This window comes from Streptomyces sp. NBC_01116 (assembly GCF_041435495.1).
In the GTDB taxonomy this organism is placed as follows: Bacteria; Actinomycetota; Actinomycetes; order Streptomycetales; family Streptomycetaceae; genus Streptomyces.
Genome location: NZ_CP108644.1, coordinates 7,602,614 through 7,627,701, shown reverse-complemented (window position 1 = coordinate 7,627,701; position 25,088 = coordinate 7,602,614). Strand labels below are relative to the sequence as shown.

23 protein-coding genes and 1 pseudogene are annotated in these 25,088 nt (G+C 73.0%); 10 read left to right on the top strand and 14 right to left on the bottom strand.

Annotation, left to right across the window (positions count from 1 at the left end; all coding sequences use genetic code 11):
- Positions 1–31: 31 nt before the first annotated feature.
- Genes OG245_RS33455 through OG245_RS33445 form a run of 3 tightly spaced genes read right to left on the bottom strand, consistent with a single transcriptional unit; the run spans position 32 to position 3,592 of the window.
- Positions 32–1,246, bottom strand: a complete 1,215-nt coding sequence (locus tag OG245_RS33455) for an acetyl-CoA C-acetyltransferase (RefSeq protein ID WP_371627080.1) — start codon at positions 1,244–1,246, stop codon at positions 32–34.
- A 46-nt stretch (positions 1,247–1,292) separates the two neighbouring features.
- Positions 1,293–2,435 (bottom strand): acyl-CoA dehydrogenase family protein, encoded by a 1,143-nt coding sequence (locus OG245_RS33450; RefSeq protein ID WP_371627079.1) that lies wholly within the window; start codon positions 2,433–2,435, stop codon positions 1,293–1,295.
- A gap of 8 nt (positions 2,436–2,443) precedes the next feature.
- Positions 2,444–3,592 (bottom strand): CaiB/BaiF CoA transferase family protein, encoded by a 1,149-nt coding sequence (locus OG245_RS33445; RefSeq protein ID WP_371627078.1) that lies wholly within the window; start codon positions 3,590–3,592, stop codon positions 2,444–2,446.
- 209 nt (positions 3,593–3,801) lie between these two features.
- On the opposite strand from OG245_RS33445, the gene OG245_RS33440 reads away from it, so the two are divergent.
- Positions 3,802–4,992 carry a trans-acting enoyl reductase family protein gene (locus tag OG245_RS33440; protein ID WP_371627077.1) on the top strand — a complete coding sequence of 397 codons (1,191 nt, stop codon included), beginning with the start codon at positions 3,802–3,804 and terminating at the stop codon, positions 4,990–4,992.
- Positions 4,993–5,020: 28 nt separating this feature from the next.
- Here OG245_RS33440 and mmpA read toward each other — a convergent pair whose 3' ends face one another.
- Both mmpA and OG245_RS33430 read right to left on the bottom strand, forming a co-directional pair.
- Positions 5,021–5,164, bottom strand: coding sequence for a morphogenic membrane protein MmpA (gene mmpA / locus OG245_RS33435; RefSeq protein ID WP_371627076.1), 144 nt, complete (start codon positions 5,162–5,164; stop codon positions 5,021–5,023).
- A gap of 122 nt (positions 5,165–5,286) precedes the next feature.
- The gene (locus tag OG245_RS33430) at positions 5,287–5,979 is read right to left on the bottom strand and encodes an endonuclease V (protein ID WP_371627075.1); all 693 of its coding nucleotides are present in this window, start codon (positions 5,977–5,979) and stop codon (positions 5,287–5,289) included.
- A 96-nt stretch (positions 5,980–6,075) separates the two neighbouring features.
- On the opposite strand from OG245_RS33430, the gene OG245_RS33425 reads away from it, so the two are divergent.
- The 6 genes and pseudogenes from OG245_RS33425 to OG245_RS33400 all read left to right on the top strand — a co-directional run.
- Complete coding sequence (locus OG245_RS33425) at positions 6,076–6,372, top strand: YciI family protein (protein ID WP_371627074.1); 297 nt, start codon at positions 6,076–6,078, stop codon at positions 6,370–6,372.
- Positions 6,373–6,443: 71 nt separating this feature from the next.
- Positions 6,444–7,310 (top strand): alpha/beta fold hydrolase, encoded by an 867-nt coding sequence (locus tag OG245_RS33420; RefSeq protein WP_371627073.1) that lies wholly within the window; start codon positions 6,444–6,446, stop codon positions 7,308–7,310.
- A 125-nt stretch (positions 7,311–7,435) separates the two neighbouring features.
- Entirely contained in the window at positions 7,436–8,665 is a 1,230-nt protein-coding gene (locus OG245_RS33415) for a Rieske 2Fe-2S domain-containing protein (protein ID WP_371627072.1), read from the top strand.
- Positions 8,666–8,798: 133 nt separating this feature from the next.
- Complete coding sequence (locus OG245_RS33410) at positions 8,799–9,206, top strand: thiol-disulfide oxidoreductase DCC family protein (RefSeq protein WP_371627071.1); 408 nt, start codon at positions 8,799–8,801, stop codon at positions 9,204–9,206.
- Positions 9,207–9,402: 196 nt separating this feature from the next.
- On the top strand, positions 9,403–9,819 hold the full coding sequence (locus OG245_RS33405; protein ID WP_371627070.1) for an SsgA family sporulation/cell division regulator: 417 nt from the start codon (positions 9,403–9,405) through the stop codon (positions 9,817–9,819).
- A gap of 210 nt (positions 9,820–10,029) precedes the next feature.
- Positions 10,030–10,650 (top strand): annotated as a pseudogene (locus OG245_RS33400) (ATP-binding cassette domain-containing protein); the annotation flags it as partial.
- Positions 10,651–10,774: 124 nt separating this feature from the next.
- On the opposite strand, the gene OG245_RS33395 reads toward OG245_RS33400, so the two are convergent.
- Positions 10,775–11,227, bottom strand: coding sequence for a MarR family winged helix-turn-helix transcriptional regulator (locus OG245_RS33395; protein WP_371627069.1), 453 nt, complete (start codon positions 11,225–11,227; stop codon positions 10,775–10,777).
- Between the two features lie 52 nt (positions 11,228–11,279).
- Here OG245_RS33395 and OG245_RS33390 point away from each other — a divergent pair, with 52 nt between their 5' ends.
- From OG245_RS33390 to OG245_RS33380, 3 genes are all read left to right on the top strand, one after another.
- A complete protein-coding gene (locus OG245_RS33390; protein ID WP_371627068.1) occupies positions 11,280–11,687 on the top strand; it encodes a hypothetical protein in 408 nt (135 codons plus the stop codon).
- Between the two features lie 76 nt (positions 11,688–11,763).
- Positions 11,764–14,145 (top strand): ATP-binding cassette domain-containing protein, encoded by a 2,382-nt coding sequence (locus tag OG245_RS33385; RefSeq protein ID WP_371627067.1) that lies wholly within the window; start codon positions 11,764–11,766, stop codon positions 14,143–14,145.
- A gap of 210 nt (positions 14,146–14,355) precedes the next feature.
- Positions 14,356–15,330 carry an acyl-ACP desaturase gene (locus OG245_RS33380; RefSeq protein ID WP_371627066.1) on the top strand — a complete coding sequence of 325 codons (975 nt, stop codon included), beginning with the start codon at positions 14,356–14,358 and terminating at the stop codon, positions 15,328–15,330.
- 83 nt (positions 15,331–15,413) lie between these two features.
- On the opposite strand, the gene OG245_RS33375 is transcribed toward OG245_RS33380, so the two are convergent.
- From OG245_RS33375 to OG245_RS33340, 8 genes are all read right to left on the bottom strand, one after another.
- Positions 15,414–18,794, bottom strand: a complete 3,381-nt coding sequence (locus tag OG245_RS33375) for a hypothetical protein (RefSeq protein WP_371627065.1) — start codon at positions 18,792–18,794, stop codon at positions 15,414–15,416.
- Positions 18,795–18,952: 158 nt separating this feature from the next.
- Entirely contained in the window at positions 18,953–19,207 is a 255-nt protein-coding gene (locus tag OG245_RS33370) for a WhiB family transcriptional regulator (RefSeq protein WP_371627064.1), read from the bottom strand.
- 117 nt (positions 19,208–19,324) lie between these two features.
- Positions 19,325–20,119, bottom strand: a complete 795-nt coding sequence (locus OG245_RS33365; protein ID WP_371627063.1) for a VOC family protein — start codon at positions 20,117–20,119, stop codon at positions 19,325–19,327.
- A gap of 313 nt (positions 20,120–20,432) precedes the next feature.
- The gene (locus OG245_RS33360) at positions 20,433–21,506 is read right to left on the bottom strand and encodes an LLM class flavin-dependent oxidoreductase (RefSeq protein WP_371627062.1); all 1,074 of its coding nucleotides are present in this window, start codon (positions 21,504–21,506) and stop codon (positions 20,433–20,435) included.
- 4 nt (positions 21,507–21,510) lie between these two features.
- Positions 21,511–22,404: an ABC transporter substrate-binding protein gene (locus tag OG245_RS33355; RefSeq protein WP_371627061.1), complete on the bottom strand. Its 894-nt coding sequence runs from the start codon at positions 22,402–22,404 to the stop codon at positions 21,511–21,513.
- Entirely contained in the window at positions 22,405–23,187 is a 783-nt protein-coding gene (locus OG245_RS33350) for an ABC transporter ATP-binding protein (protein WP_371627060.1), read from the bottom strand.
- Positions 23,184–24,068: an ABC transporter permease gene (locus OG245_RS33345; RefSeq protein ID WP_371627059.1), complete on the bottom strand. Its 885-nt coding sequence runs from the start codon at positions 24,066–24,068 to the stop codon at positions 23,184–23,186. Before OG245_RS33345 ends, OG245_RS33350 begins: the two co-directional genes overlap by 4 nt.
- Positions 24,065–25,084, bottom strand: a complete 1,020-nt coding sequence (locus OG245_RS33340; RefSeq protein WP_371627058.1) for an NrtA/SsuA/CpmA family ABC transporter substrate-binding protein — start codon at positions 25,082–25,084, stop codon at positions 24,065–24,067. The genes OG245_RS33345 and OG245_RS33340 overlap by 4 nt, the downstream gene beginning before the upstream one ends.
- Between the last annotated feature and the right edge of the window lie 4 nt (positions 25,085–25,088).

The window sequence follows — 25,088 nt, the reverse complement described above, 5'->3', positions numbered from 1 at the left end:
GTAAGCGGGGGTGGCCGGGGCGGGGAACAGGTCAGATGCGTTCGACGATCGTCGCGACGCCCATGCCGCCGCCGACGCAGAGGGTGACCAGGCCGAACCGCTGGTCGCGACGCTCCAGTTCGTCGATGACGGTGCCGAGGATCATCGCGCCGGTCGCGCCGAGGGGGTGGCCGAGGGCGATCGCCCCGCCGTTGACGTTGACCTTGTCCAGGTTCAGGCCCATGTCCTTGACGAAGCGCAGGACGACTCCGGCGAAGGCTTCGTTGATCTCGACGAGGTCGATGTCGTCGATGGTCAGCCCGGCCTTGGCGAGCGCCTTGCGGGTCGCGGGCGCGGGACCGGTGAGCATGATGGTGGGCTCGGAGCCGGAGACGGCCGCGGAGACGATGCGGGCGCGCGGGGTCATGCCGTAGCGCTCGCCGACCTCCTTGGAGCCGATGGCGACGAGCGACGCGCCGTCCACGATGCCGGAGGAGTTGCCCGCGTGGTGGACGTGGTCGATCTTCTCGACCCAGTGGTACTTCTGGAGGGCCACGGCGTCGAAGCCGCCCATCTCCCCGATGCCCGCGAAGGAGGGCTTGAGACCGGCGAGGGAGTCCGCGGTGGTGCCGGGGCGCAGGTGCTCGTCGTGGTCGAGGACGAGGAGGCCGTTGCGGTCCTTCACCGGAACGACCGAGCGGGCGAACCGGCCGTCCTTCCAGGCCGCGGCGGCGCGTTCCTGGGAGAGCGCGGCGTACTCGTCGACGTCGCGGCGGCTGAAGCCCTCGATGGTGGCGATGAGGTCGGCGCCGATGCCCTGCGGGGCGAAGCCGGTCTCGAAGCTGGTCATCGGGTCCATGGCCCAGGCCCCGCCGTCGGAGCCCATCGGGACACGGGACATCGACTCGACGCCGCCCGCCAGGACGAGGTCCTCCCAGCCGGAGCGGACCTTGGCTGCGGCCAGGTTGACCGCTTCCAGGCCCGAGGCACAGAAGCGGTTCTCCTGGACCCCGGCGACCGAGTCGGGCAGGCCGGCCGCGATGGCGGCGATACGGGCGATGTCGGAACCCTGGTCGCCGAGCGGGCTGACCACGCCGAGGACGATGTCGTCGATGGCGGCCGGGTCGAGGCCGGGGAAGCGGCCCCGGATCTCGTGGATGAGGCCGACGACCAGGTCGATCGGCTTGGTCCCGTGCAGGGCGCCGTTGGCCTTGCCTCGGCCGCGCGGGGTGCGGATCGCGTCGTAGACGAATGCTTCGGTACTCAAGACAGCTGCCTTTCGAGGGTGGTTGTCGGCCCGGGTGAGGGGCGGCTCAGGCGAGCAGCGAGCGGCCGATGATCTCCTTCATGATCTCGGTCGTGCCGCCGTAGATGGTCTGGATACGGCCGTCGGTGAACGCCTTGGCGACCTTGTACTCGCTCATGTAGCCGTAGCCTCCGTGGAGTTGGAGGCAGCGGTCGGCGACGCGCTTCTGCAGTTCGGTGGCCCACCACTTGGCCATGGAGGCGTGGACGGCGTCCAGGACGCCGTCGGAGTGGTCGACGATGCAGCGGTCGAGAAAGGTCCGGGTGACGGCGCACTCGGTGGCCATCTCGGCAATCTCGAAGCGGATGTGCTGGAGCTTGGAGAGCGGGCGTCCGAAGGCCTCGCGCTCCTTCACGTACCGGGTGGTGATCTCCAGCAGGTGTTCGGCGGCGGCGATCCCCGCGACCGCTATGCCCATGCGTTCCTGGGCCAGATTGGTCATCAGGTGGATGAACGCGCCGTCGAGTTCGCCGAGGAGGTTCTCCTTGGGGACGCGGACGTCGTCGAAGAACAGTTCGGCGGTGTCCTGGGACTTCTGGCCGATCTTGTCGAGGTTGCGGCCGCGCTCGAAGCCCTCCGCCCCGCGCTCGACGACGATCAGCGAGAGGCCCTTGGCCCCGCCGTCGGGGGTGGTCTTCGCGACGACGACGACCAGGTCGGCGAGGATGCCGTTGGAGATGAAGGTCTTGGAGCCGTTGAGCAGCCAGTGGTCGCCCTTGTCCTCGGCGGTGGTGCGGATGGCCTGGAGGTCGGAGCCCGCGCCCGGCTCGGTCATCGCGATCGCGGTGATGGTCTCCCCGGAGCAGAAGCCGGGGAGCCAGCGCCGCTTCTGCTCGTCGGTGGCCAGCCCGGTGAGGTAGGGGCCGATGATGTCGTTGTGCAGGCCGATCGCGAGGCCGGGGGCGCCGGCCCGGGTGAACTCCTCGGCGAGGACGGCGCTGTAGCGGAAGTCGTCGCTGCCGCCGCCTCCGTACTCCTCCGGGACGGCGAGGCCCAGCAGTCCCGCGCGTCCGGCGGCGAGCCAGGCGTCGCGGGAGACGATGCCGTCCTGCTCCCACTGCTCGTAGTACGGGAGGACCTCCTTGGCCAGGAAGGCCCGGACGGTCTCGCGGAAGGCGTCGTGCTCCTCGGTGAAGATCTGCCGTTGCACGGGGGCTCCTAGTAGGTGTCGGTCGATGCGGCGGGGCGCAGCGCGGGGATGTCCCAGTCGGCGGCGACGGCGGCCGTGTCGGCGCCGGGCAGGGCGGGCCCGCCGCGTACGGAGACGGGGGTGGCCGAGAAGCGCGGGGCGGGGGCGGGCTGGGTGAGTCCGCTGTGCTCGACGAAGGTGGAGCGGGCGGCGAGGTGCGGGTGGTGCGGTGCCTCGGTGAGCGAGAGCACGGGGGCGACGCAGGCGTCGGTGCCGTCGAACACCTCGGTCCACTCGGCGCGCGTACGGGTCGAGAAGCGCTCGGCGACGGCGGCGCGCAGCTCGTCCCAGCGGGCCAGGTCCCACCGGTCGGGGAAATCGTCCGCGATGCCGAGGAGGCCGGCGAACTCCGCGTAGAACTTCTCCTCCAGCGGGCCGACCGCCATGTGGCCGCCGTCGGACGTGGCGTAGGCGCCGTAGAACGGGCAGCCGCCGTCGAGGAGGTTCGTGCCGCGCCGGTCCTGCCAGCTCCCGGCGGCCAGCATGCCGTGGATCATCGTGGCGAGATGGGCGGCGCCGTCCACGATGGCGGCGTCGACGACCTGCCCCTCACCGCGGGCGCGGGCGTGCTGGAGGGCGGCGAGGACGCCGACGACGAGGTAGAGCGAGCCGCCCGCGTAGTCGCCGAGCAGGTTGGCGGGGGCCACGGGCGGTTCGTCCGGCTTGCCGATCATGGACAGGGTGCCGGTGAGCGCGAGGTAGGCGATGTCGTGTCCGGCGCGCTCGGCGAGCGGCCCGTCCTGGCCCCAGCCGGTCATCCGGCCGTAGACGAGCCGCGGATTGCGGGCGAGGCAGGCGTCGGGCCCGACGCCGAGGCGTTCGGCGACGCCGGGGCGGAAGCCCTCGATGAGGATGTCGGCGCGTTCGACGAGGTCCAGGACGCGGGCCGGTCCCTCGTCGCCCTTGAGGTCCAGGAGGACGGAGCGCTTGTTGCGGTTGGTGAGGTCGGACGCGGGATCGATGCCGAGCCCCGCGCCGCCCGGCCGGTCGACGCGTACGACGTCGGCCCCGAGGTCCGCCAGCAGCATCGCGGCGAACGGTCCGGGTCCGATGCCCGCCAGCTCGACGACCCGGACACCGGTCAGCGGACCGTGGGCGGGTGCTGGGCCTTGCGCCATCTGTGAGCCCCCAGGGGTGTGACACAACCGATGTAACACCTGTGATGCTAAGAAGCCGCCGGGCTCCGCACAACCCCTCGGGCCGAGCAAGCGCTTAGCTCTGGCCTCCGATCCTCTCGCACGGGGCCCGCCCGGCCGCACGCCGCCACGTCGCTCTCCGCTACCCTCTGCCTGCCACGTCGGCACCCGTCTCCCAGCCGGAGGTACTCGTGAACAGGCAGAACGACACGACTCGCCCCTTGGACGTCGTCCTCTTCGGTGCCACCGGCTTCGTGGGGGCGCTCACCGCCGAATACCTGGCGGCGCACGCCCCCGCCGGCCTCCGCTGGGCCCTGGCCGGGCGCAGCCGGACCAAGCTGGAGGCGCTGCGCGAACGGCTCACCGCGATCGATCCGGGCTGCGCGGACCTGCCGCTGCGGGAGACCGACGCGGACGACGCGGAGGCGCTGGCCGAACTGGCCGCCTCCACACGGGTGGTGGCCACGACGGTCGGGCCCTACATCCGTTACGGCGAGAAGCTCGTCGCCGCGTGCGCGGAGGCCGGGACGGACTACGCGGACCTCACGGGCGAGCCGGAGTTCATCGACCGGATGTATCTGGGGCACGACGCGCGGGCCCGCGAGACGGGGGCGCGCATCGTGCACGCCTGCGGCTTCGACTCCGTCCCCCACGACCTGGGGGCCTGGTTCACCGTCAAGCAGCTGCCCGAGGACGTGCCCCTGACCGTCGACGGCTTCGTCCGCACCGACGCGGTGTTCTCCGGCGGGACGTTCGCCTCGGCGCTGACCGCGATGGGCCGGGGCCCGCAGATGCTGGCCGCCGCCCGGGAACGCCGGCTGCACGAGCCGCGCCTGGTGGGCCGGCGGGTACGCACCCCGGCGGGCTCCCCGCACTTCAGCGGGCCCACCGGCACCTGGGCGCTGCCGCTGCCGACGGTGGACCCGACGATCGTGGGCCGCTCCGCGCGGTCCCTGGAGCGGTACGGCCCCGACTTCCGCTACCGGCACTTCGCCTCGGTCAAGACCCTGCCGATGGCCCTCGGCGCCCCGGTGGCGATCGGCGCGCTGGTGGCCGCCGCGCAGGTGGAGGGCGCCCGGGAGTGGCTGATGGGGCGTTACGAGCCGGGGCAGGGGCCGGACGCGGAACGCCGCGGGCGGAGCTGGTTCACCGTCCGCTTCGTCGGCGAGGGCGGCGGGCGGCGCGTCTTCACCGAGGTGTCGGGCGGCGATCCGGGTTACGGCGAGACGGCGAAGATCCTCGCCGAATCGGCGGTGTGCCTGGCCCTGGACGAGCTGCCGGAGACCTCCGGGCAGGTCACCACGGCGGTGGCCATGGGCGACGCGCTGCTGGAGCGGCTGACGGCGGCGGGGCTGCGGTTCCGGGTGGCGGCGGTGCGGTAGCCGGCGCCCCGGGAGCGGGCCGGGGCGCCTACAGGATCCAGTCGGCCAGCGTGTAGAGCATCGCGCCCAGCCAGACGAGCCCGGCGGCGCTCCCGAGGAGCATGCCGAGGGCCATACGGCGCTGAGCGGGGTCGAAGGGCGCTGTGCGGACAGCTGCGCGAGAGGCGTTCATGCGTTCTAGCCTGCCCAGCTGTACAGATCTATGCCATCCGTACACCTACTCAGTTGCAGGACTGTTCCACGCCCGGGACCGTCACGCGGCGGGCGCGGGCCGCCCGCCCGGGACCGCCCGCGTCAGGCGGTCGCTTCCCGCAGCGTCTGCCGGCACAGGGCGTCCGCCCGGCGGGTGCTCTCCGGCTGGCGGAAGCGGCCGGCGAGGCGGAGCGTGTGGGCGCAGGCGTTGTCGAGGCTGACGCGGTGGCCCACCGAGACGAACACCGGGTTGGTGTTCTCCTGGGTGCGCAGCGCCCGGCCGACCACCTCCTCGCCGTCCAGCAGCGGGGAGAAGTCGCCGCGCCGGGGGCCGGGGGCCTCGTACGTGAAAGTGAACGGGTTCTTGCCGACGCCGATCACCGGCAGGCCGGTGAGCACGCCCAGGTGGCTGGCGAGTCCGAAGCGGCGCGGGTGCGCCAGACCGTAGCCGTCGCAGATGACGAGGCCCGGGTCGACGCTCAGCCCCTCCAGCGCCTCCAGCGCCGTCGGGATCTCCCGGAAGGCCAGCAGCCCGGGGACGTACGGGAAGGTGATCCGGCCGACGGCGGTGGCCTCGTCGACCGTCTCCAGGGTCGCGGCGTCCAGCACCACGGCCGCCGCGACGACGACGTCCTTCACATCGTCGTAGGCCACGTCCACCCCGGTGACCAGCCCGGTTCCGGGCTCCGGTCCCGCCTCGTCCAGGATCACCCGGCCGCGCAGCCGGTCCTGGATCTCCCGGCCCTCGGCTTCGTCGGCGGGGGTCTCGTGGGCGGGGGTGGGGGAGGTCGTCATGTCCCGAAGCTTATGCCGTGACGGGTCGGCGCCCGCTACGCGGTGTGCGGTGGGGCCCACCGGAGCGGGCTGCCGGAATCCCGTAGCCTGACGATCATGTTCGTACTCGAATTGACCTACACGGCTCCGGTCGAACGCGTCGACGCCCTGATGCGGGAGCACATCGCCTGGCTCGACGAGGGTTACGCGGCGGGCGTCTTCATCGCCTCGGGGCGCAAGAACCCCCGGGACGGCGGAGTGATCCTGGCCGTCGGGGAGGACCGGGCGGCGATCGAGAGGATCGCGGCGGCCGATCCGTTCGCGGAGCACGGTGTGTGCGCGTACCGGATCACCGAGTTCATCGCGACCCGGACGGCGCCCGGACTCGCCCCGTACCAGCAGCAGTTGCCGTAGTCGGCGGGCCCGCTCCCTACCGGTGCGGGCGCGGCCGATGAGTTTCCGGGCCGGGGCCGGTCTGCACCCGTATGGAAACGCACACACTCAAGACAGCCGGCGCCGACCTCGTCCACGACGTCCGCGGGCCCCTGCCGACGGCTGACGGCCGCCCGCCGTTGTTCATGATCGGGCAGCCCATGGACGCCACCGGATTCGTCGCGCTCGCCGCACGCTTCCCCGAGCGGACCGTCGTCACCTACGACCCGCGGGGGCTCGGCCGCAGCATCCGCAAGGACGGGCGGACCGACCACACGCCCGAGACCCAGGCCGACGACGTGCACGCCGTCGTCGAGGCGCTCGGGGCCGGGCCGGTCGAGATGTTCGCCAGCAGCGGCGGAGCGGTCACCGCCCTCGCCCTCGTGGCCCGCCACCCGGGCGATGTGACCACCCTCGTCGCGCACGAGCCGCCGCTCATCACCCTCACCCCGGACGGTCCTGCGGCCGTCCGGGCACGGGCCGGGGTCCGGGACGCGTACGAGAAGCGCGGGTGGGGAGCCGGGATGGCCGCGTTCGTCGCCATGACCTCGTGGGAGGGCGAGTTCACCGACGCGTACTTCGCACAGCCCGCGCCCGACCCCGCCGCGTTCGGCATGCCCACCGAGGACGACGGCACGCGCGGCGACCCGCTGCTGTCCGACCTGTCCTGGGCGATCAGCGACTACCGGCCGGACGTCGACGCCCTCGCCGCGGCCGGCACGCGCGTGGTGATCGCCGTGGGCGAGGAGTCCCGGAGCGTGCAGACCGGGCGGACGTCCGCCGCGACCGCCGAACTGCTCGGGCAGCGGGTGACCGTCTTCCCGAGCCATCACGCCGGCTTCGTCGACGGGGAGTTCGGCTATCCGGGCAAGCCGGACGAGTTCGGGCGGCGCTTGCGGGAGGTGCTCGACGCCTCGTGAGGCTCCGGTAGCCCGGCCGGGCACCCGTGAGTTCAGGGATTGCACCCGTCCGGACGCCCCGGGCGGGCGCTCGTCCGTGGTCGGCGGCCAGGATGGAGGGCGTCTACCACGGACGAGGGAGAGCCATGACCGAGAACGGCTCGGACGACATCCCGCGCGGCCGGCCCGCGGAGCGTCGCGATCCGCGCTCCGGCCCGCCCGACCTGCGGCGGGTCGGGGTGAACCCGGACTTCTGGTACCCCGTGGCCCTGTCACGGAACGTGCGCGCCGGAGGCGTGGCCGCGACCGCGTTCGCCGGGGAGCGCATCGTCCTCTTTCGTGGTCGCGGCGGTGCCGTGCACGCGCTGGAGGACCGATGCGCCCACCGGCAGGTGCCCCTGAGCATGGGCGTCGTGGACGGCGAGACACTCCGCTGCTGCTATCACGCCTGGGCCTACCGCGGCGACGGCCGCATCTCGCAGATCCCGTACCTGTCCAAGGGCGACGGCCGCCCGCCGCGCGGCGTGCGCGGCTACCCGGTCCGCGAGGCGTACGGGCTGGTGTTCGTCTTTCCGGGCGACCCGGAGAAGGCGGCGGCCACCGCGCTGCCCGAGGTCCCCGGCTTCGCCTCTCCGGCGTACCGGACCATGACCTTCTCCCGGACCGTGCGCTGCCACTACTCGTTCATGCACGAGAACCTGCTCGACATGAACCACCAGTTCCTCCACCGGGGCGTCGTCGGCAGACTCCAGCCGCGACTGCTGGGATACCGGAGCGGTCCGCTCTCGGTGGAGGCTCGCTACCTGTTCACCCACACCGGGGGCAGACGCAACCGCAGCGCCCGGCTGCTGGCCGCCGAGGGCATCGGCGGCCGGCCCTCCAGCGACGTCATGACCATCCGCACCGAGTACCCCTACCAGACCCTGGACCTGGTCCCGGAGAAGGCCGACCGGCCGGTCCTGCGTCTCTGGGCCGTGTACGTGCCCGAGGACACGGAGCAACGCAGGTGCCACGCCTACGGGCTGCTCATGATCGAGAAGCCCAGGATTCCCGCCGCCCTGCATGTGGCCTGGCCGTTCATCCGGCACTTCACCGAACGGGTCTTCGCCGAGGACCGCATGGCCGTCGAAGCCGAACAACGGGCGTGGGACGAGCAGGGCGAGGACCGCAACCACGAGGTCTTCCCCCTGATCCTGGACGTCCGTGACGTGCTGCGCGCCAACGGCGTCCCGCTCCGCCCCCGCCCCGCCCCCGCCGGCGGCACCCCGGCGTGCGACGGCAGGGTGTGCGAGGACCTGGTGCCCGGGTCCGGTCCGCCCGCCGCGGAACCGGGCGCTCCGGCCGGCCCGGGGGCTCCCGCACCGCCGGGAAGGTGACCTGTGGCCGGGAGGGCGACCCATGGCCCGGGAGGCGCCGGCGACCCGACCGGATGTCGCCCCTGATGCGACAGCCGAACATACGCTGGCCTTTCCACGCCCATGGGAACGGCACAGCGACGGAGGGCTCGACATGAACGACACCGTGACCGGTAGCGCACAGGGACGCGCCGTGCTCGCCTTCGACGGTGACTGCGGCTTCTGCCAGGCCGCTGTCCGGCAGATCCAGCTGCGGGCCCGCCCCCGCACGGCGGCGGTCGCCTGGCAGACCCTTCCGCCGGAGCTGACCGAACCTCACCTGGAGCGTCTGGACCGGGAGGTTCTCCTCTTCGACGGAGACCGGGTGCGCGCCGGCGGGGTCGCCGCCCTGGCCGCTCTTCTCGGATCCTCGCCGGTCCGCGTCCTCCGGGGCGTCGGACGGTTCCTGCGGCTGCCCCCGATCCGCCCGGCGGCGAACCTCGTCTACCGCTGGGTGGCCAGGAACCGGCAGCGGATGCCGGGCGGCACTGCGGCCTGCGCGGTGCCCCGCCGCCACGGCTGAGAGCACCGGCTCCCGCCTCCCGGCCCCCCGTCCGCCCACGCGGCGAAAGCGGCAGGACCTCAAACCGGTCCGGGCGGGGCCGCCGGGAGCCGGTGACGCAGCTCACGCCTCGCGCCGGTGCACGAAACGGGGAGTTCCGTCGTCTACTCCAATGCCGGGAACCGTTCACCCGGCCGCGCGTGAGAGGGAGCAGGTCTTGTCCAGCGTCATCGAGCAGTCCGTGCAGGCCCGCATGGTCGCGTCCGCACCGCGGATGGAGACCCTGCCCGCCACTCTTCAGTACGACCGCCAGTACCCCTTCGCCGTACGCATGGCGTTCCCGGCCCCGGCGACCCTGGAGGGCACCGAGGTGTCCTGGGAGTTCTCCCGCGAACTGCTGACCACCGGGGTGGACTCCCCCGCCGGGCAGGGAGACGTACGCGTGCGTCCGTTCGGGTACGAGCGGACCGTGCTGGAGTTCCACGCCCCCGAGGGCATCGCCATGGTCCATGTGCGCACCGAGGAAGTGCGGCGTTTCCTCCAGCGGGCGCAGGAGCTGGTTCCGGTGGGCGACGAGTACCGGTATCTGGACCTGGACCGGAGTCTGGCCGACCTGCTCGGCGGTCCTCGCTGACCCCGTAAATCCGGTTGCCGGGCCCGCACCCCCGGCCCTACCTTCGTGACGGTTCCTGTTGTCGTCGATCGGAGTGGGACGTTGCTGATCTGAGGTCCTGTGCACATCGTGCAGCGCCCGCCGCGCCTTGCCGCGGCTCGGAGCGCCCGTGTGCGATCTCAGCTTCTTTCAGCCGTCCTCGTCGTCCCCGACGCCCAACGGGAGATCCCTGTGCCTGCCACCGACACCCACGTCAGCTGTACTTCCCTCACCTTCTCCTGGCCCGACGGCACTGAGGTCTTCACCGGTCTCGATCTGGCCGTGGGGCCCGGCCGCACCGGTCTCATCGGCCTCAACGGCTGCGGCAAATCGACCCTGTTGCGCCTGATCGCCGGTGAACTCGCCCCGCGGTCCGGTGTGATCAGGACCCGCGGCGGGCTCGGCCACCTCCCTCAGACCCTGGTCCTGGACACCGCGCTGCGGGTCGACGAGGTGCTCGGCGTCGCGGACCGGCGCGCGGCGCTCGACGCGGTCGAGTCCGGCGACGTCCGGCCCGAGCACTTCGCGGTGATCGGCGACGACTGGGACATCGAGGAACGCGCCCACGCCACCCTGGACGGGCTCGGCCTCGGACACATCGGGCTCGACCGCGCCATCGGGGAGGTGTCCGGCGGCGAGTGCGTCCTGCTGCGGCTGGCCACGCTGCTGCTGGAGCGGCCCGGGGTACTGCTGCTCGACGAGCCGACGAACAGCCTCGACCTGGCGAGCGTACGACGGCTGACCGAGGCGCTGGAGGCGTACGAGGGGGCGTTGATCGTGGCGAGCCACGACGTGCCGTTCCTGGAGTCGATCGGGATCACCCGCTGGCTCCGGCTCGACGGCGGGCTGCGGGACACGACGGCCCGGGCGGTGCGCGAGGGCCGCTGAGACCGGCGGGGCGGTGGAGCCGGGGCACGGAGCCGGGTGGCGCGGGCGGCTACCCTTCCGGGCTCCGGCGGATCGCGTCGGAGAGCGTGCGCAGGCTCCGCAGGAAGGTCTCCCGGTCGAGGTCCGCCAGCCGCCCCAGCCAGACCTCCTCGCCCCGTTGGATCTCGTCCCTCACGACGTCCCGGAGCCGACGGCCCTCGGGGGTCAGGGAGAGCAGTCGGGCCCGGCGGTCCTCCGGGTCGGGCCTGCGGACGAGCAGGTCGCGCGACTCCAGGTCGTCCAGCACGGTGATGATGCGGGTCTTGTCGGCGTTGATGGCGGCCGCCAGTGCGGCCTGGGTGCGCAGGGGCTCCTCACCGAGGGCCGACAGCACCACGTATCCCCACATGCTCAGCCCATGGGCGTCCAGCACGGGTTGCTCGGCGGCCAGCAGCGCCCGGCCGAAGGGGACGACCATCGCGGCGAGGTCGGGGCGGGGCTCGTTCTCTGCGGTGGCGTTCACGGTGCCGAATCTAAGCGTTGACAGGTGATAAGCGCAAGCAGATCATCTGCATATGCCTACGAAAATCCTGAGGTCCTCCTGGACGGCCGGACAGCTGGACGGCCTGCCCGGCCCGGTCCTGGTCAGCATCACCGACTTCGCACCCCGCAGACGCAGGGATCTGCCCGGGATACACCGGGCGGCACGCCGCCTGTCCGCCGGCTGGCAGGAGCTGGAGGGGGCGCACGGCATGTGGCTGTGGGCGGAGCGGACCGGCCGTCGGTGCGGGGCCGTGGCCGTCTGGCGCGATCACCGGGCCCTGCGCGGTTTCGTCGGCTGGCCGCCGCACGTGGAGATCATGGGGGCCTACCGCGGCCGGGGCCGGCTGACCTCGACCACCTGGGACGCCGAGTCCTTCGAACTGGGAGACGTCTGGGCGCGCTCCCGTGCCCGTCTGATGAGCGCGGCCGCGGACGGATGACTTCGGATCGCCCTCCAAAAAGTCCCCCGGAAAAAGGGGACAGAAGCTGTCGGGTATCCCGCCTAGCGTCGCGCTCATGGATCGCTTCCCCCAGCTCCCCGAGCACGACGCGCACGACGCGCACGACGCGCAGCCGTACGCCGCCCCTGGCTCCGCCCACCGCGACATCGTCATCACCGGCGCGCGCGAGAACAATCTGCGCGACGTCTCCCTCCGGATCCCCAAGGGCCGCATCACCGTCTTCACCGGCGTGTCCGGTTCGGGCAAGTCGTCGGTCGTCTTCGACACGATCGCCGTGGAGTCGCAGCGGCAGCTGAACGAGACCTTCACCTCGTTCCTCCGCAACCGGCTGCCGAAGTACGAGCGGCCGCACGTCGAGTCCGTCGAGGACCTGTCGGTGGCCATCGTGATCGACCAGAAGCCGCTGGGCGGCAACGTCCGCTCCACGGTGGGCACGGCGACCGACATCTGGTCGGTGCTCCGGGTGCTGTTCTCCCGGTGCGGGACCCCGAGCGCGGGCGGGGCGACCGCGTACTCGTTCAACGACCCCGGCGGGATGTGCCCGGAGTGCGACGGGGTGGGGCGCACGGTCCAGCTCGACCTCGACCGGGCGATCGACCGGTCGAAGTCGCTGAACGAGGGGGCGCTGCTGCTGCCGGGCCTGACGGTGGGCAGCTGGGAGTGGAATCTGTACGGGGGTTCGGGGCGGTTCGACAACGATCTGCCCCTGTCCGAGTTCGGCGAGGAGGAGCTGCGGACCCTGCTGCACGGTTCGGGTTTCAGCGTCCGCATCGACATGCGGACCGGCTCGGCCGACATGAAGTTCGAGGGGGTCGTGACGCGGTTCGAGCGGCTGTACCTCAAGCGCGACACCGCCTCGCTGTCCGAGAAGCGGCGCGAGGCGGCCGCCCGGTTCACCGTGGAGCGGGTGTGCGGGGCCTGCGGCGGGGCACGGCTGAACGCGGCGGCGCTCGCCACCCGGATCGACGGACTGTCGCCCGCCGACTACGGGCGGATGGAGGTCTCCGAACTCGTCGGCGTCCTGGCCCGGATCGTCGATCCGGTCGGCGGGCCCATCGCCGCCGCGGCCCGGGAACGGCTGGAGCGGCTGGTCGGCATCGGGCTCGGGTATCTGAGCCTGGACCGGGAGACCACGACCCTGTCGGGGGGCGAGGGCCAGCGGCTCAAGATGGTGCGGCACCTGGGCAGTTCGCTGACGGGGCTGACGTTCGTCTTCGACGAGCCCAGCGTCGGCCTGCATCCGCGCGACGTCGGGCGGCTGGGCGATCTGCTGGTGCGGCTGCGCGACAAGGGCAACACAGTGCTGGTCGTCGAGCACGACCCGGACGTGATGGCCGTCGCCGACCATGTCGTCGACATGGGGCCGCGGGCCGGGGCGGACGGCGGTCACATCGTCTTCGAGGGGACCTTCGAGCGGCTGCGCGAGGCCGACACGCTCACCGGCCGGTCGTTGCGTGCCCGCACCCCGCTCAAGGAGTCCGTCCGCTCCCCCACCGGCCGGCTCCCGGTGCACGGGGCCGACCTGCACAACCTCAAGGGCCTGGACGTGTCGTTCCCCGCCGGGGTGCTGACCGCGGTGACGGGGGTGGCGGGATCCGGGAAGTCGACCCTGGTGTCGCGGGTGTTCACGGCGGCGCACCCGGAGGCGGTGGTGATCGACCAGAGCGCGATCACGGCCTCGTCACGCTCCACCCCCGCCTCGTACGTCGGCGCGCTGGACGCCATCCGCAAGGCGTTCGCCCGGGAGAACGGCGTGGACGCGGGACTGTTCAGCTTCAACTCCGCCGGGGCCTGCGCGGGTTGCTCGGGTCGCGGCGAGATCTCGACGGACCTGGCGTTCATGGATCCGATCACCACGACGTGCCCGGAGTGCGAGGGCCGCCGCTTCCATGACGACGTCCTGAAGCACCGGGTCGGCGGCCGGTCGATCGTGGACGTCCTGGACATGACGGCGGCGCGGGCGGCCGGGCTGTTCGAGGATCCGGTGCTGCTGCGGAAGCTGCGCACCCTCGACGCGGTCGGTCTCACCTATCTCACCCTGGGGCAGCCGCTCTCCTCCCTGTCGGGCGGCGAGCGTCAGCGGATCAAGCTCGCCACCCAACTGCACCGCACCTCCAGCGTGTACGTGCTGGACGAGCCGACGACCGGGCTGCACCTGGCGGACACGGGCACGCTGGTGGAGCTGCTGGACCGGCTGGTCGACGCGGGGAACACGGTGATCTGCGTGGAGCACAACCTGGACGTGGTCAAACGGGCGGACTGGGTGATCGACCTCGGTCCGGACGGCGGCAAGGGCGGCGGGCAGCTGGTCTTCGAGGGAACGCCGGCGGATCTGCTCGCGCATCCGACGTCCGTCACGGGACGGTATCTGCGGCGGGACGCGGGGGTGGCCGGGCCTGCGGACACAGCGGTGGAGCGACCTGTTCCGGAGCGGTGAGACGGGCCTCGGAGGGGCCCTCGCCAGGGCCCAGGAAGGGTCCCGAAAGCGCCCCGCGAAGGCTCTCGCACCCACCTTCACCTGGCCATATGACTCCGCGTATCCAGGCGCTCCCGGGGACAGGCTTGGTTTTGGACTTACGGTCGCCTTAACCTACGGTCACGTAACCTACGAAGCCGTAGGTAATTCTCCCGTCCCCAGGAGCTCCCCGTGACGATCACCTCTCCCCACCTCGGCAGTTCGAAGGCGTGGACCGACGCCCAACTGCTGTACGCGCTGGAAGAGGTGGTGGAGAAGGAACTCAACCGCCATCTCAAGGTCGCCAAGGACTGGATGCCCCACGAGTACGTCCCCTTCTCCGACGGCCGGAACTTCCCCGGGATCTTCGAGGACGGCGAGGCGTGGTCGGCCGACCAGTCCAAGGTCACCGACATCGGCAAGATCGCCCTCGTGGTGAACCTCCTCACCGAGGACAACCTCCCCAGCTACCACCACGAGATCGCCTCCCTGTTCGGCCGCGACGGCGCCTGGGGCACCTGGGTGCACCGCTGGACCGCCGAGGAGGGCCGCCACGGCATCGTGATGCGCGACTACCTGCTCACCTCGCGCGCCGTCGACCCGGACAAGCTGGAGCAGTTCCGCATGGCGCACATGGCGGAGGGCTTCGAGTCGGACAACCGGCACTCGATGCTGCACTCCGTCGCGTACGTCGCCTTCCAGGAGCTGGCCACCCGCGTCTCGCACCGCAACACCGGCCACCAGTCCGGCGACCCCGTCTGCGACCGGATGCTGGCCCGCATCGCGACCGACGAGAACCTCCACATGGTCTTCTACCGCAATCTCCTGGGCGCCGCCTTCGAGCTGGCCCCGGACCTGACCATGCAGGCCGTGCGCGACGTCGTCGTCAACTTCCGGATGCCCGGACACGGCATGCCGGGCTTCGAGCGGGCCGCCGCGCAGATGGCGATCGGCGAGATCTACAACATGCGCATCCACCACGACGACGTGATCCAGCCCGTGCTGCGCTTCCTGAAGGTCATGGACATCGACGGGCTCGGCCCGGAGGGCGCGAAGGCACAGGAGGAGCTCGGTCTGTACATGGGCGGGCTGGACAGCGAGGCGTCGAAGTTCGACGAGAAGCTCGCCACCCGCAAGGCCCGGATGGCGGCGCGCGGCCGCGCCTGACCCGTCCCGACCGTCCGGACCCGGCTGATCCGTCAGGAGCCCCGGGTCGGGGGGGCAGGACTGTCGCTCCCCGACCGTGGCTGTCACTCCTCGGCGGTCGCCTCGGCGTACGCCACGTCGCGTACGTCGTCCGAGGTGTGCTGGCGGAGCATCCGCAGCTGGGTGCGCCAGGGCCCGGTCCAGCCGGTGCGCAGGCCGCACGCCACGGTCAGTTCCGCGGCGAGGAGCCCCTCGGCCGGATCGCCCGTCCCCGCCAGCCGTGCGACGACGAGCAGCAGAGTGTCCGGGTCGCCGGTCTCCGCACCCCGGTATCCGACGACCCGCCTGCCGACCGTGGCGGCGGTCCTGGCGGCGAGTGCGGGGCGGCCTGCGTGCAGCGCCGCCAGCGCGACCAGTTCGGTGTGCAGGGTGTCCGGGTCCCCCGCCAGGTCCAGGGAGCGCGCGAGCAGGGCGACGGCGTCCGGCACGAGGTCCCGGTGGGCGGCCAGGGTACGGCCCGCGGTGGCGAGCACCGCCGAGGCGGGCCGGTTGTTCGGACCGGCCCGCAGCGACAGCGTCCGGGCCAGATGGCCGAGCCGCCGGCGGGCGGGCCGGTCGCGCTCCACCCCGGCGTCGTCGGCGGTCTCGCCGGTGGCCAGCAGCGACAGGGCGCGGTTCAGCGCCCCGACCGCCTCCGGCGTGGTCAGGGCAGCGTCCACGAGGGCGTCGGCGGCCGGACGCCACCTCCCCCGCCGGTCCAGGTCGGTGACCGCGTCGACCAGGACAGCCGCCGCGTGCGGGGCCCAGGGCAGCCAGGGGACCAGCGCGGTGTGGGCGAGGGCGGCCAGCGTGTCGTCGTCGGTGCGGCACACGTCCTGGATCAGCCGGGCGTACCGCGGCCGCAGGACGGGGTCCAGCTCCGTCGGGTGCGCCCGCGCCACCGCCACCCGCAGCGCGCGTTCGCCGCCCGCCGCGTCCTCGGTCATCCCCCACACGCGGACGTCGGTGAGCAGCGGCGTACCGGCGGCCACACAGGCGGCCCGCACGTCGAGGTGCTGGCCGGGCTGCCCGTACGCGTCGGCGAGAAGACCGGCCGCCTCGGCGCGGGGCAGCAGGGCGGCGGCCAGGCGCACCATCTCCTTGCGGCTCGTCACCTTGCCGGTGCCGGGGCCCGTGCGGGCGGCGAGCAGAGGGGCCAGCCGGGAGGGCCGGGTGTGCGCGGCGGCGCGGCCCGCCGTGTACACCGCGACGCGCGCCCGGTCGTCGCCCGCGTGGGCGAGCAGTTCGGGCAGCGAATCGGCGGGCCGGTCGGTGTGGGCGAGCGCGGCGAGCGCGGCCTCCGCGAGCACCACGTCCCGGTCGTCGGTCCAGGCGCGTACGGCGTCGGCGCCCCGCCCGGGTATCCCGGCGAGCTGCGCCAGGGCGGCGGTGCGCAGATACAGCGGCAGCCGCTCGTCCGTGATCGTCTGCTCCACCGCGCGCTGTGCGGCCCGCTGCTGACGGGGCGTCCAGCGCTCGGCCCCGGCGACCTCGACGGCCCAGGGCGCTCCGGGCGGGAGGAACCGGCCCCGGGGCGGTGTCCCGTCGAGGTACGCCTCCAGCAGGTCCGTCCGCCGGTGGGTCACGACGCGCCGGACGTCGGGGAGCGCGATGGCCGAGGGGTGCCGGGCGAGCAGCGATTCGACCCGCTCGTCCCGGCCCTCGGGAGACTGGAGCCAGAGGGCGGCGGCGCTGCGGGCGGCCGCGGCGTCCCCGTAGTTCACGGCCTGCCACAGCAGGTCCTGGAGGCCGGGCATGGCGTCGGCGCGACGGCCCACGGCACGGGCCAGGGCGAGGACGAGGCCGTAGTCGGAGCGTTGCGCGCCCGCTTCCAGCCAGGGCCGCAGCGCGTCGAGGACGGTGTGTTCCTGGCCCCGGCGCAAGGTCCGGTCGAGCCGGCCGAAGTCGGCGCTGCCGCTGGTGCCGGTGATCCGGACCAGGGTGCGCAGCGCCCAGTTGAGCAGGTCGCGCTGTCCGGTCACCGCGTGTTCGCGCAGCGCACCGACGGCCAGGGAGCCGAGGGCGGAGCGGGTGGCCGGGGAGGAGTCACGGGCCTCCACGGCGTCGGCGGCGATGCGGTCGAGCAGCGGTTCCACGGCGTCGGTGAGGAGGGCGGGCCGCACCCCGGCCAGGGCGGTGAGTGCGGCGGAGCGGACGGGGTCCTGTTCGTTGCGCAGCCGCAGCAGGTCCTCCAGCACGGCGGCGACGGGGGCCGGGTCGCCGGAGCGGCCCGCGCTGCCGACGAGCAGCGCCCAGGCCCTGGCGCGGTCGTCGGCGGCGGGCCGGCGGGTGGCGGCCAGGAGCTGTTCGCGTCCCTCGTCGAAGGGGAGGTGCGACACGGCGTCGAGGACGGCTGCGTCGTCACCGCGGACACGGGCCCGGTCCGCCGCACGCCGGGCCACGGCCGCGACCCGGTTGCGGGGCAGTGCGTCCAGGAGCCCGGTGTCGACGGAGACGGTCGATGCCTCCCCGCCCCTGTTCCCGGTGACCGCCTCGTGGAACGCGGCACGACGGCCGGGCGGCAGGGCGCGGAGGATCCGCCCCGGGCCCGTCGGGTCCGGGACGCTGCGGCCCAGTTCGACGAGCAGGGTGTCGGGCAGGGCGCGGACGAGGCGGCGCAGCTGGGTCCCGCTGAGTGCGTGGAGCAGCCGCGCGCAGCCGTCCGGCCCGATGGCGAGGCGGGCGAGCCCGACCGGGTCGGCGGCGACGAGGTGCCCGAGCGAGCCGTGCAGCACGGCCGGGAGCCGGGTGGGGCCGAACCGTTCGAGGAGGTCGAGCACCCGGTGCGGAAGGGCCCGGGTCGCGGCGGCGAGGCCCCGGGGGTGTCCGTACCCGTGCCACCAGGCGTCCCGGGCCGCCGCGGGGAGGCCGGACAGCTCCTCCTCGGCGGAGTCCAGGACCGGTCCGGGGTGGTGGTGGCCGAGCGAGGACCAGCAGGCTGTCGAGCGTCGCAGTTCGGGCAGCAGCTCCCTTACCGTCGTGGCCGAGCATCCGGGCAGCAGGCGGGCCGCCTCGATGTCGCCGCGGGTGGCGCGCCCGTCGAGCACCAGGCGGTCGGCGAGCGCGGTGCGGCGGTCGGCGACGATCGCCCGCGCGAGCTGGCGGCGCACGGCCGCGGACGCGTCGGCGAAGGCGCTCTCGTACGCCGTGTCGGGCACCCGGAGTGTCCGCGCCGCGCGCAGGGCGTGCCCGCGCACGACGGCGTCCTCGTCGGCGAGACGCGCTCCGATCCACTCGGCGTCCCGGCCGACCGCGGCGGCGATGACCGCGATCCGGCGCTCGTACGGATCGCCGTCCTCCAGTTCGTCCAGGACGGCGCGCAGCGACCCCTGGGCGGCCAGCCGACGCGCTCTGACCGCCAGTTCCCTCATGCGCCCGGTATGGGGCAGCGGTTCGAGGGCGTCGAGCAGGGCGGCGGCGAGGACGAGGGGCGGTGCGTCGGTCATGGCCCGATTGTGCCGGTCCCGCCCCGAACACCCCAGAGGTTTACGGTGCGTGAGTGCGGCCGGGCCTCTCGTTCACGTCAGCCCGGACCTCGTTCGTGAGCCCGGCGTGATCCGCACGGGCGCCCCGGGGGGCCGGAGGCCGACGTCCGACCCGGCGTTCAGGCCCGGTCGCGGCCTTCTCTGCGCAGCCGCTCGCGCTCCTTCTCCGACAGCCCGCCCCAGACGCCGAACCGCTCGTCGTTGGTGAGTGCGTACTCCAGGCAGGCCAGTCGGCCTTCGCAGGCGTTGCACAGCTGCTTGGCCTCGCGGGTCGAACTGCCCGGTGCCGGGAAGAAGAACTCGGGCCCGGCCTGAGCGCACAACGCGGTCTCCTGCCAGGCGAGCGCGTCGTCGGTCACGGTGTTGATCAGCATGGTGGACACGGTGCACCCCGGCGATAAACGACTGATCAACGATTCATCAATCCGCTGCGGGGGCGGCCGTGGAGTGGTCGCCGGAACCACCGGGGCGCGGGCGGGCTCCGCCCGTGGTTACTGCCTCGGCTCGGGCCTCATGACCGCGAAGGTCGCGCCGTACGGATCGGCGATGTTGGCCATCGTGCCGACGCCGGGCACGTCCATGGCGGCCAGGGTCTCCGTGCCGCCGAGCCGCTTCGCCGCGGCCACCGTGGCGTCCACGTCGGCCACGGCGAAATACGGCAGCCAGTGCGGACCGCGGGCGGCCTCGGACGGGACGTCGCCCATCCGGACCAGGCCGCCGAACGACGCGTCCGGGCCGGCGCCGGCCGGGTGGACGGTCGTGTAGGTGTAGTCGGTGCCCTCCACCGTCAGCTGGTCGGTCCCCCACCCGAAGACGGTTCCGAAGAACGCCGCCGCCGCCGGGACGTCGGAGGTGTACAGCTCGGCCCAGAGGAACGAGCCGGGCTCCTGGACCACGCCGAAGCCGGGGTGCTCCTTCGGCTGCCAGGCGCCGAAGTACGCTCCGGCCGAGTCCGTGAAGCCGCCCATGCTGCCGAAGTCCAGGACGTCCATCGGCTCGAACGCGGCGGCGCCGCCCGCCCGCTCCACCGCCGCGGCGGTGGCGGCGATGTCGGGCGACTGGAAGGAGACCGACCAGGCGCTCGGCGCTTCCTCCTCCGGCACCGTCATCACACCGCCGACGTTGCGGCCGCCCAGGGTGAGCATTCCGTAGCCGCCGACCTCGGGGCCGCCGGGGACCAGGCCCCACCCGAACAGCTCCCGGTAGAAGGCGGCGGCCGCGTCGAGGTCGGGGGTGCCGAGATCGACCCAGTTGGGCGCTCCGTCGAGGAAGGTGGGGCTGATCATGACGTGCTCCTCAGTGGATCCGGGTGGTCCTGCTCGTCCTGTGCTGCCGGGTGGTTCCTCTCGTTCCGAGTCTGGCACCGGGCACCGACGACCGCAGTCCGCGCGGGGCCGACCGGGGTGCGATCCACCGGCGGCGCCGAGTGGCCCCGGCTCCGGGCGGTCCGGTGGGAGCCTGGGCCGGTGGTGACCGCCGCTGTCATACGGCTCAGCGTAGACAGCACCGGGGGGCCGGGGCGAAGCGTTGGACCGGCGCGTCGTCCGGCAGCCGGGCGCTGCGTCCGGCTGCGTCGTCCCGGCCGTCGGGCGTGGTCCTTCAGCGCTGTACGTCGAGGGACGGGAGCACGGTCTCGGCGACGCGGTAGGCCTCCTCCAGCAGGGGGTTGCCCGACAGGATGAAGGTGTCGACGCCCAAGTCCTGGAATTCCCGCAGGCGTTCGACGACCTGGGCGGTGGAGCCCACGACCGCCGTGCCGGGACCGGGGCGGAAGAGGCTCATGCCCGGCCACATGTTGGGGTGGACCTCCAGCTCCCGTGCGCGGGCGGGCACCCTGCCGCCGTGCTGGCGGAACTGCCGCTGCCAGCCGACGCCGTCCTCGCCCGCCCGGTCTCCGAGCTGCCGGGCGTACGTGGCCTCGCTGGTGACGTCCAGCAGCCGGTCGGCCGCCGCCCAGGCCGCGTCCTCGGTGTCGCGGACGATGAGGTGCAGCCGCAGTCCGACGCGCAGGGTGCGCCCGTGGGCGGCGGCCCGTGCCCTGACCCGCTCCAGCTTCTCCTTCAGCAGGTGCGGCGGCTCGCCCCAGGTGAGGAAGACGTCGACGTGTTCGGCGGCCATCTCGATGCCGGGGTCGGAGGAGCCGCCGAACCAGAGCGGGATGTGCGGGTCCTGGACGGGCTTCAGCTCGCGGAAGGACGCGCCCGCGTCCCTCAGGTCGTAGAAGCGGCCCCGGTGGTCGAACACCTCGCCGGCGGTGAGCCGTTTCACGATCGACCAGTACTCGGCGCTCAGCTCGTACCGTTCGTCGTGCTCGACGTGGAGCCCGTACTCCTGGAGGGACTTGGTGGACCCGTTGACGACGTTGAAGCGGAGCCGCCCGCCGAAGAGGGTGTCGAAGCTGAGGGCCATCTTGGCGAGCAGGGTCGGGGAGACCAGGCCGGGGTGGACGGCGAGCAGCGGCTTGAACCGGGTGCTGGTGGACGCGGCCAGCGCGCTGCCGAGCGGCCATACGTCGTAGAGGTCGGTGGCGAGCAACGCACCGCTGTAGCCGAGCTGTTCGACGGTTCCGGCGAGCCTGCTGAGATAGCCGAGGTCGACGGGGCGCCGGCCGGCCGGCTCCCAGGGGTAGGCGCCTTCGCGCGGGATGATGTACCAGAGGACTTCGGTGGCCATGTCCTCAGCCCGCCTTCGCGGGGCTGCCGGCCGTGCGGGCGACGGCGTCCGCCACGGTGACCGGGCGCTCGATGAAGCCGGTGCGGTGGAAGATGTCGGCGGCCTCCTGCTGTTCGGCGAGGAAGGCGTCGCCGACCTCCTCGATCCGCCACGGCAGTGCGGTCAGGGCGCTCTCCCAGTCGTCGACCCTGCCGCCGAGGTCGGCGGAGGCGATCCGCGCGGCGTCGCGGGGGTGGGCGGCGGCCCAGTCGTCGGCCCGCCGGAGCGCGCGGGTGAGGGCCTCGATGATCTCGGGCCGCTGTTCGGCGAGGTCGCGCCGGGTGAAGAACACCGAGCGGTCGGTGATGACGTCGCCGGTACGGATCAGGGTGCGCAGCCCGCCGGTGCGGCGGGCTGCGGCGAGCTGCGGTCCCTGCGCGACCCAGGCGGCGACGGCTCCGGTGCGCAGGAGCTGTTCGCTGTCCTCGGTGGAGCGTTCGGCGGTGATGTCGTCGGCGTAGGAGAGTCCGGCGTCGTCGAGCGCCTTGGCGATCAGGTGCGTCTGCCAGGAGCCGATCGCCAGGTGGACCCTCGCGCCCTTGAGGTCGGCGGCCGTCCGCAGGGGGCTGTCCTCGGGGACCAGCAGGGCGCCGTGCTCGGGGCGGGGGGCGGAGACGGCGGTGTAGACGAGGTCGTGACCCTCGGCCTGGGCGGTGACGGGCGGGGTGGAGCCGGTTCCGCCGAAGTCGATGACGCCCCGGCTGAGCAGCTCCCCGGTGCGGACGCCGTTGCTGTACGGGTGGAAGGCGACGCTCTCCCCGAGGGGCTCCAGCTCCTGCTGGGCGAAGCCGTGCCGGGTCAGGTGGTAGAGGTGGTAGAGGGACGGGTTGCTGGCGTGGACACCGATGGTGACGGTCATTCAGATCACTCCGACGGAGAGCGGGGCGGGTGTGGTGGCGGGCCCGGTGGTGGGCCCGGTGGCGGCTCCCGGCGCGGCGGGGACGCCGAGGTCGTCCAGGAGGCGGCGGCGCAGTGCGGCGAAGGCCGGGTCCCCGGGGTCGCGGGGGCGGTCGACGGCGACGCGCTCGTCGGTGACGAGCCGTCCGTCGCGCAGGACGGCCACCCGGTCGGCGAGCCGTACGGCCTCGTCGACGTCATGGGTGACCAGGAGCACGGCGGGGCGGTGCCTGCGGCACAGTTCGTCGACCAGGTCGTGCATCTTCAGCCGGGTCAGCGCGTCCAGCGAGGCGAACGGCTCGTCCAGCAGCAGTAGTTCGGGCTCCCGCACCAGGGCGCGGGCGAGGGCGACCCGCTGGGCCTCGCCGCCGGAGAGGGTGGCGGGCCAGGCCTCGGCGTGCCCTTGCAGGCCCACTTCCGCGAGCGCCCGGAGCCCGTCCGGCGTCCGGGACCCGGGCAGGGCGACAGTCACGTTGGCAAGGACCTTCTTGGACGGTACGAGGCGGGGTTCCTGGAAGACGATCGTGCGGCTCTCGGGCACCAGCACCTCTCCCCCGTCGGCCCCGTCCAGCGCCCCGAGGATGCGCAGGAGCGTCGTCTTGCCGCTGCCGCTGGCGCCGAGGAGTGCGACGAACTCCCCACGAGCGATGTCGAGTTCGAGCCCGTCGAGCACGGCGCGGCGGCCGAAGACCCGGCGCAGCCCCCGTACCCGTACGGCGGTGGCCTGTTTCCTGTCGCCGGTCATCGGCGGGCTCCTTGCGGGGTGCGCCACGGCATCAGCGCGCGTTCCAGGAGCCGGACGAGGATGTCGGCGGTGAGGCCGAGGAGTCCGTACACGAGGATGCAGACGGCGAGGATGTCGGTGCGGGCGTAGCTCTGGGCCTGGGACATCAGGTAGCCGATGCCCGCGGTGGCGTTGATCTCCTCGGCGGCGATGAGGGCGATGACGCTGAGCGTCATGGAGAGCCGCAGCCCGGCGAGGAGCGAGGGCAGCGCGCCGGGCAGGACGACTTCGCGGACGATGCCGAGCCGGCTCATCCCGAACGAGCGCATCGCCTCGATCAGCTTCGGGTCGGTGGTGCGGACGCCGCTGGAGGTGGAGACGTACATGGGGAAGGTGGTGGCGACGGCGATGAGGAGGATCTTCGCGGTCTCGTTGATGCCGAACCAGACCATGAACAGCGGGACGAGGGAGAGGAAGGGGATGGTGCGCAGGGTCTGGAGGGAGGAGTCGAGGAGTTCGTCGCCGAGCCGGGTGAATCCGGTGACGATGCCGAGTGCGAGGCCGGCGGCGAGGCCGATGATCAGACCGAGGCCGGAGCGGGTCAGCGAGGTGGTGAGGGCGTCGGGCAGTTGCCCGTTGCCCCACAGCTCCCCCACCGCGCGGAACACCTCCGCCGGTGAGGCCAGGACGTCGGCGGTCAGCAGCCCGGTCGCGGAGGCCGCCCACCACAGGGCGAGCAGGACCACCGGGCCGAGCGCCCGGACCGTGACGGCGTAGGGACGGCTCCGGGGTCTGCGCAGTTGCGGGCGCGGGGCGACGAGGCCGGGGGGCGGAGCGCCGGTGGTGCCGGCGGCGTCCTCGCGGGGCGGGCTGCCCGTGCCGGCTGCCGGGGTCACGCTCATGTCAGCTTCTCCACGTCGAGGAGGTGGGCCGCCACGTCGACCTTCTCCTTGGTGACCTTCTGTTCGGCGTAGAAGGCGGCGACCGCTTCGAATCGGGCGATGTCCTCGGGGCCGATCGGGTCGATCGTGCCGCCCTGTGCGGTGAACTCGATCTGGACCTCCTTCGCCCTGCCGGTGACGGCGGTCGGACCTACGTCCGTGAAGACGTTGAGGTAGGCGGCGGGGTCCTTCTTCTCCTTGGCGCTGGCTTCGTGGAGGTAGTCGTAGAGGGCCCGGACGATCTCGGGATGCTGCTCGGCGAAGCCCGTACGCACGGCGTTGAGGCTGTAGTTGTCGGAGCCGATGGCCGCGCCGTCGGCGACGAAGTGCGCCTTGCCGCCGCCGATCTCGGCGACCGCGTAGGTGGCCCAGACGGCCCAGGCGTCGACCTGTCCGGCGTTGAGGACGGCGGCGGTCTGGTCGGGCCGGAGGTAGACCCGCTCCACCTTCTCCGCCGGGATCTTCGCCTTGGCCAGCGCCTTGAGCAGCAGGTACTCGCCGGTGCCGCCCTGGTTGACGGCGACCTTCTTCCCCACCAGGTCGGAGACGGATGCGATGCCGGAGCCGTCGCGGACGAGGATGCCCTCGCCCGCGGCGTCCGGGTCGACCGCGGTGAAGAACCGGAAGCCGGGGCGCTGCGCGAGGGAGGTGATGCCGGAGGTGATGGAACCGGTGGCGATGTCCAGCTGGTCGGCGTTCATCGCCTGGGCCGCCGGGGCGAAGGGCCCGGCGCTGCCGGTCCATTTCACCTTCGCGCCGACCTTGCCCAGCGCCTTGTCCAGGCTGCCGTCCTTCTTGCCGAGGGCGAGGACGCCGGAGTTGCCGGGGTCCGGGATGCGCACCTCGACGGTCCTGCCGGAACCGTCGGCGCCGGCGCTGTCCGCCTCGGAGGTGCCGCAGGCCGTCAGTGCGAGGAGTGCGGTGGCCGTGAGCAGGGCGGCCGGAGCGGTGGTACGGAGTGGTCGGGTGACCGTCATGGCG

Coding starts and splice junctions, on each gene's coding strand:
- OG245_RS33445 (WP_371627078.1), bottom strand. CDS start 3,592: ATGGCGCAAGGCCCAGCACCCGCCCACGGTCCGCTGACCGGTGTCCGG.
- mmpA (WP_371627076.1), bottom strand. CDS start 5,164: ATGAACGCCTCTCGCGCAGCTGTCCGCACAGCGCCCTTCGACCCCGCT.
- OG245_RS33430 (WP_371627075.1), bottom strand. CDS start 5,979: ATGACGACCTCCCCCACCCCCGCCCACGAGACCCCCGCCGACGAAGCC.
- OG245_RS33425 (WP_371627074.1), top strand. CDS start 6,076: ATGTTCGTACTCGAATTGACCTACACGGCTCCGGTCGAACGCGTCGAC.
- OG245_RS33420 (WP_371627073.1), top strand. CDS start 6,444: ATGGAAACGCACACACTCAAGACAGCCGGCGCCGACCTCGTCCACGAC.
- OG245_RS33415 (WP_371627072.1), top strand. CDS start 7,436: ATGACCGAGAACGGCTCGGACGACATCCCGCGCGGCCGGCCCGCGGAG.
- OG245_RS33410 (WP_371627071.1), top strand. CDS start 8,799: ATGAACGACACCGTGACCGGTAGCGCACAGGGACGCGCCGTGCTCGCC.
- OG245_RS33390 (WP_371627068.1), top strand. CDS start 11,280: ATGCCTACGAAAATCCTGAGGTCCTCCTGGACGGCCGGACAGCTGGAC.
- OG245_RS33385 (WP_371627067.1), top strand. CDS start 11,764: ATGGATCGCTTCCCCCAGCTCCCCGAGCACGACGCGCACGACGCGCAC.
- OG245_RS33375 (WP_371627065.1), bottom strand. CDS start 18,794: ATGACCGACGCACCGCCCCTCGTCCTCGCCGCCGCCCTGCTCGACGCC.
- OG245_RS33370 (WP_371627064.1), bottom strand. CDS start 19,207: ATGCTGATCAACACCGTGACCGACGACGCGCTCGCCTGGCAGGAGACC.
- OG245_RS33365 (WP_371627063.1), bottom strand. CDS start 20,119: ATGATCAGCCCCACCTTCCTCGACGGAGCGCCCAACTGGGTCGATCTC.
- OG245_RS33360 (WP_371627062.1), bottom strand. CDS start 21,506: ATGGCCACCGAAGTCCTCTGGTACATCATCCCGCGCGAAGGCGCCTAC.
- OG245_RS33355 (WP_371627061.1), bottom strand. CDS start 22,404: ATGACCGTCACCATCGGTGTCCACGCCAGCAACCCGTCCCTCTACCAC.
- OG245_RS33350 (WP_371627060.1), bottom strand. CDS start 23,187: ATGACCGGCGACAGGAAACAGGCCACCGCCGTACGGGTACGGGGGCTG.
- OG245_RS33345 (WP_371627059.1), bottom strand. CDS start 24,068: ATGAGCGTGACCCCGGCAGCCGGCACGGGCAGCCCGCCCCGCGAGGAC.
- OG245_RS33340 (WP_371627058.1), bottom strand. CDS start 25,084: ATGACGGTCACCCGACCACTCCGTACCACCGCTCCGGCCGCCCTGCTC.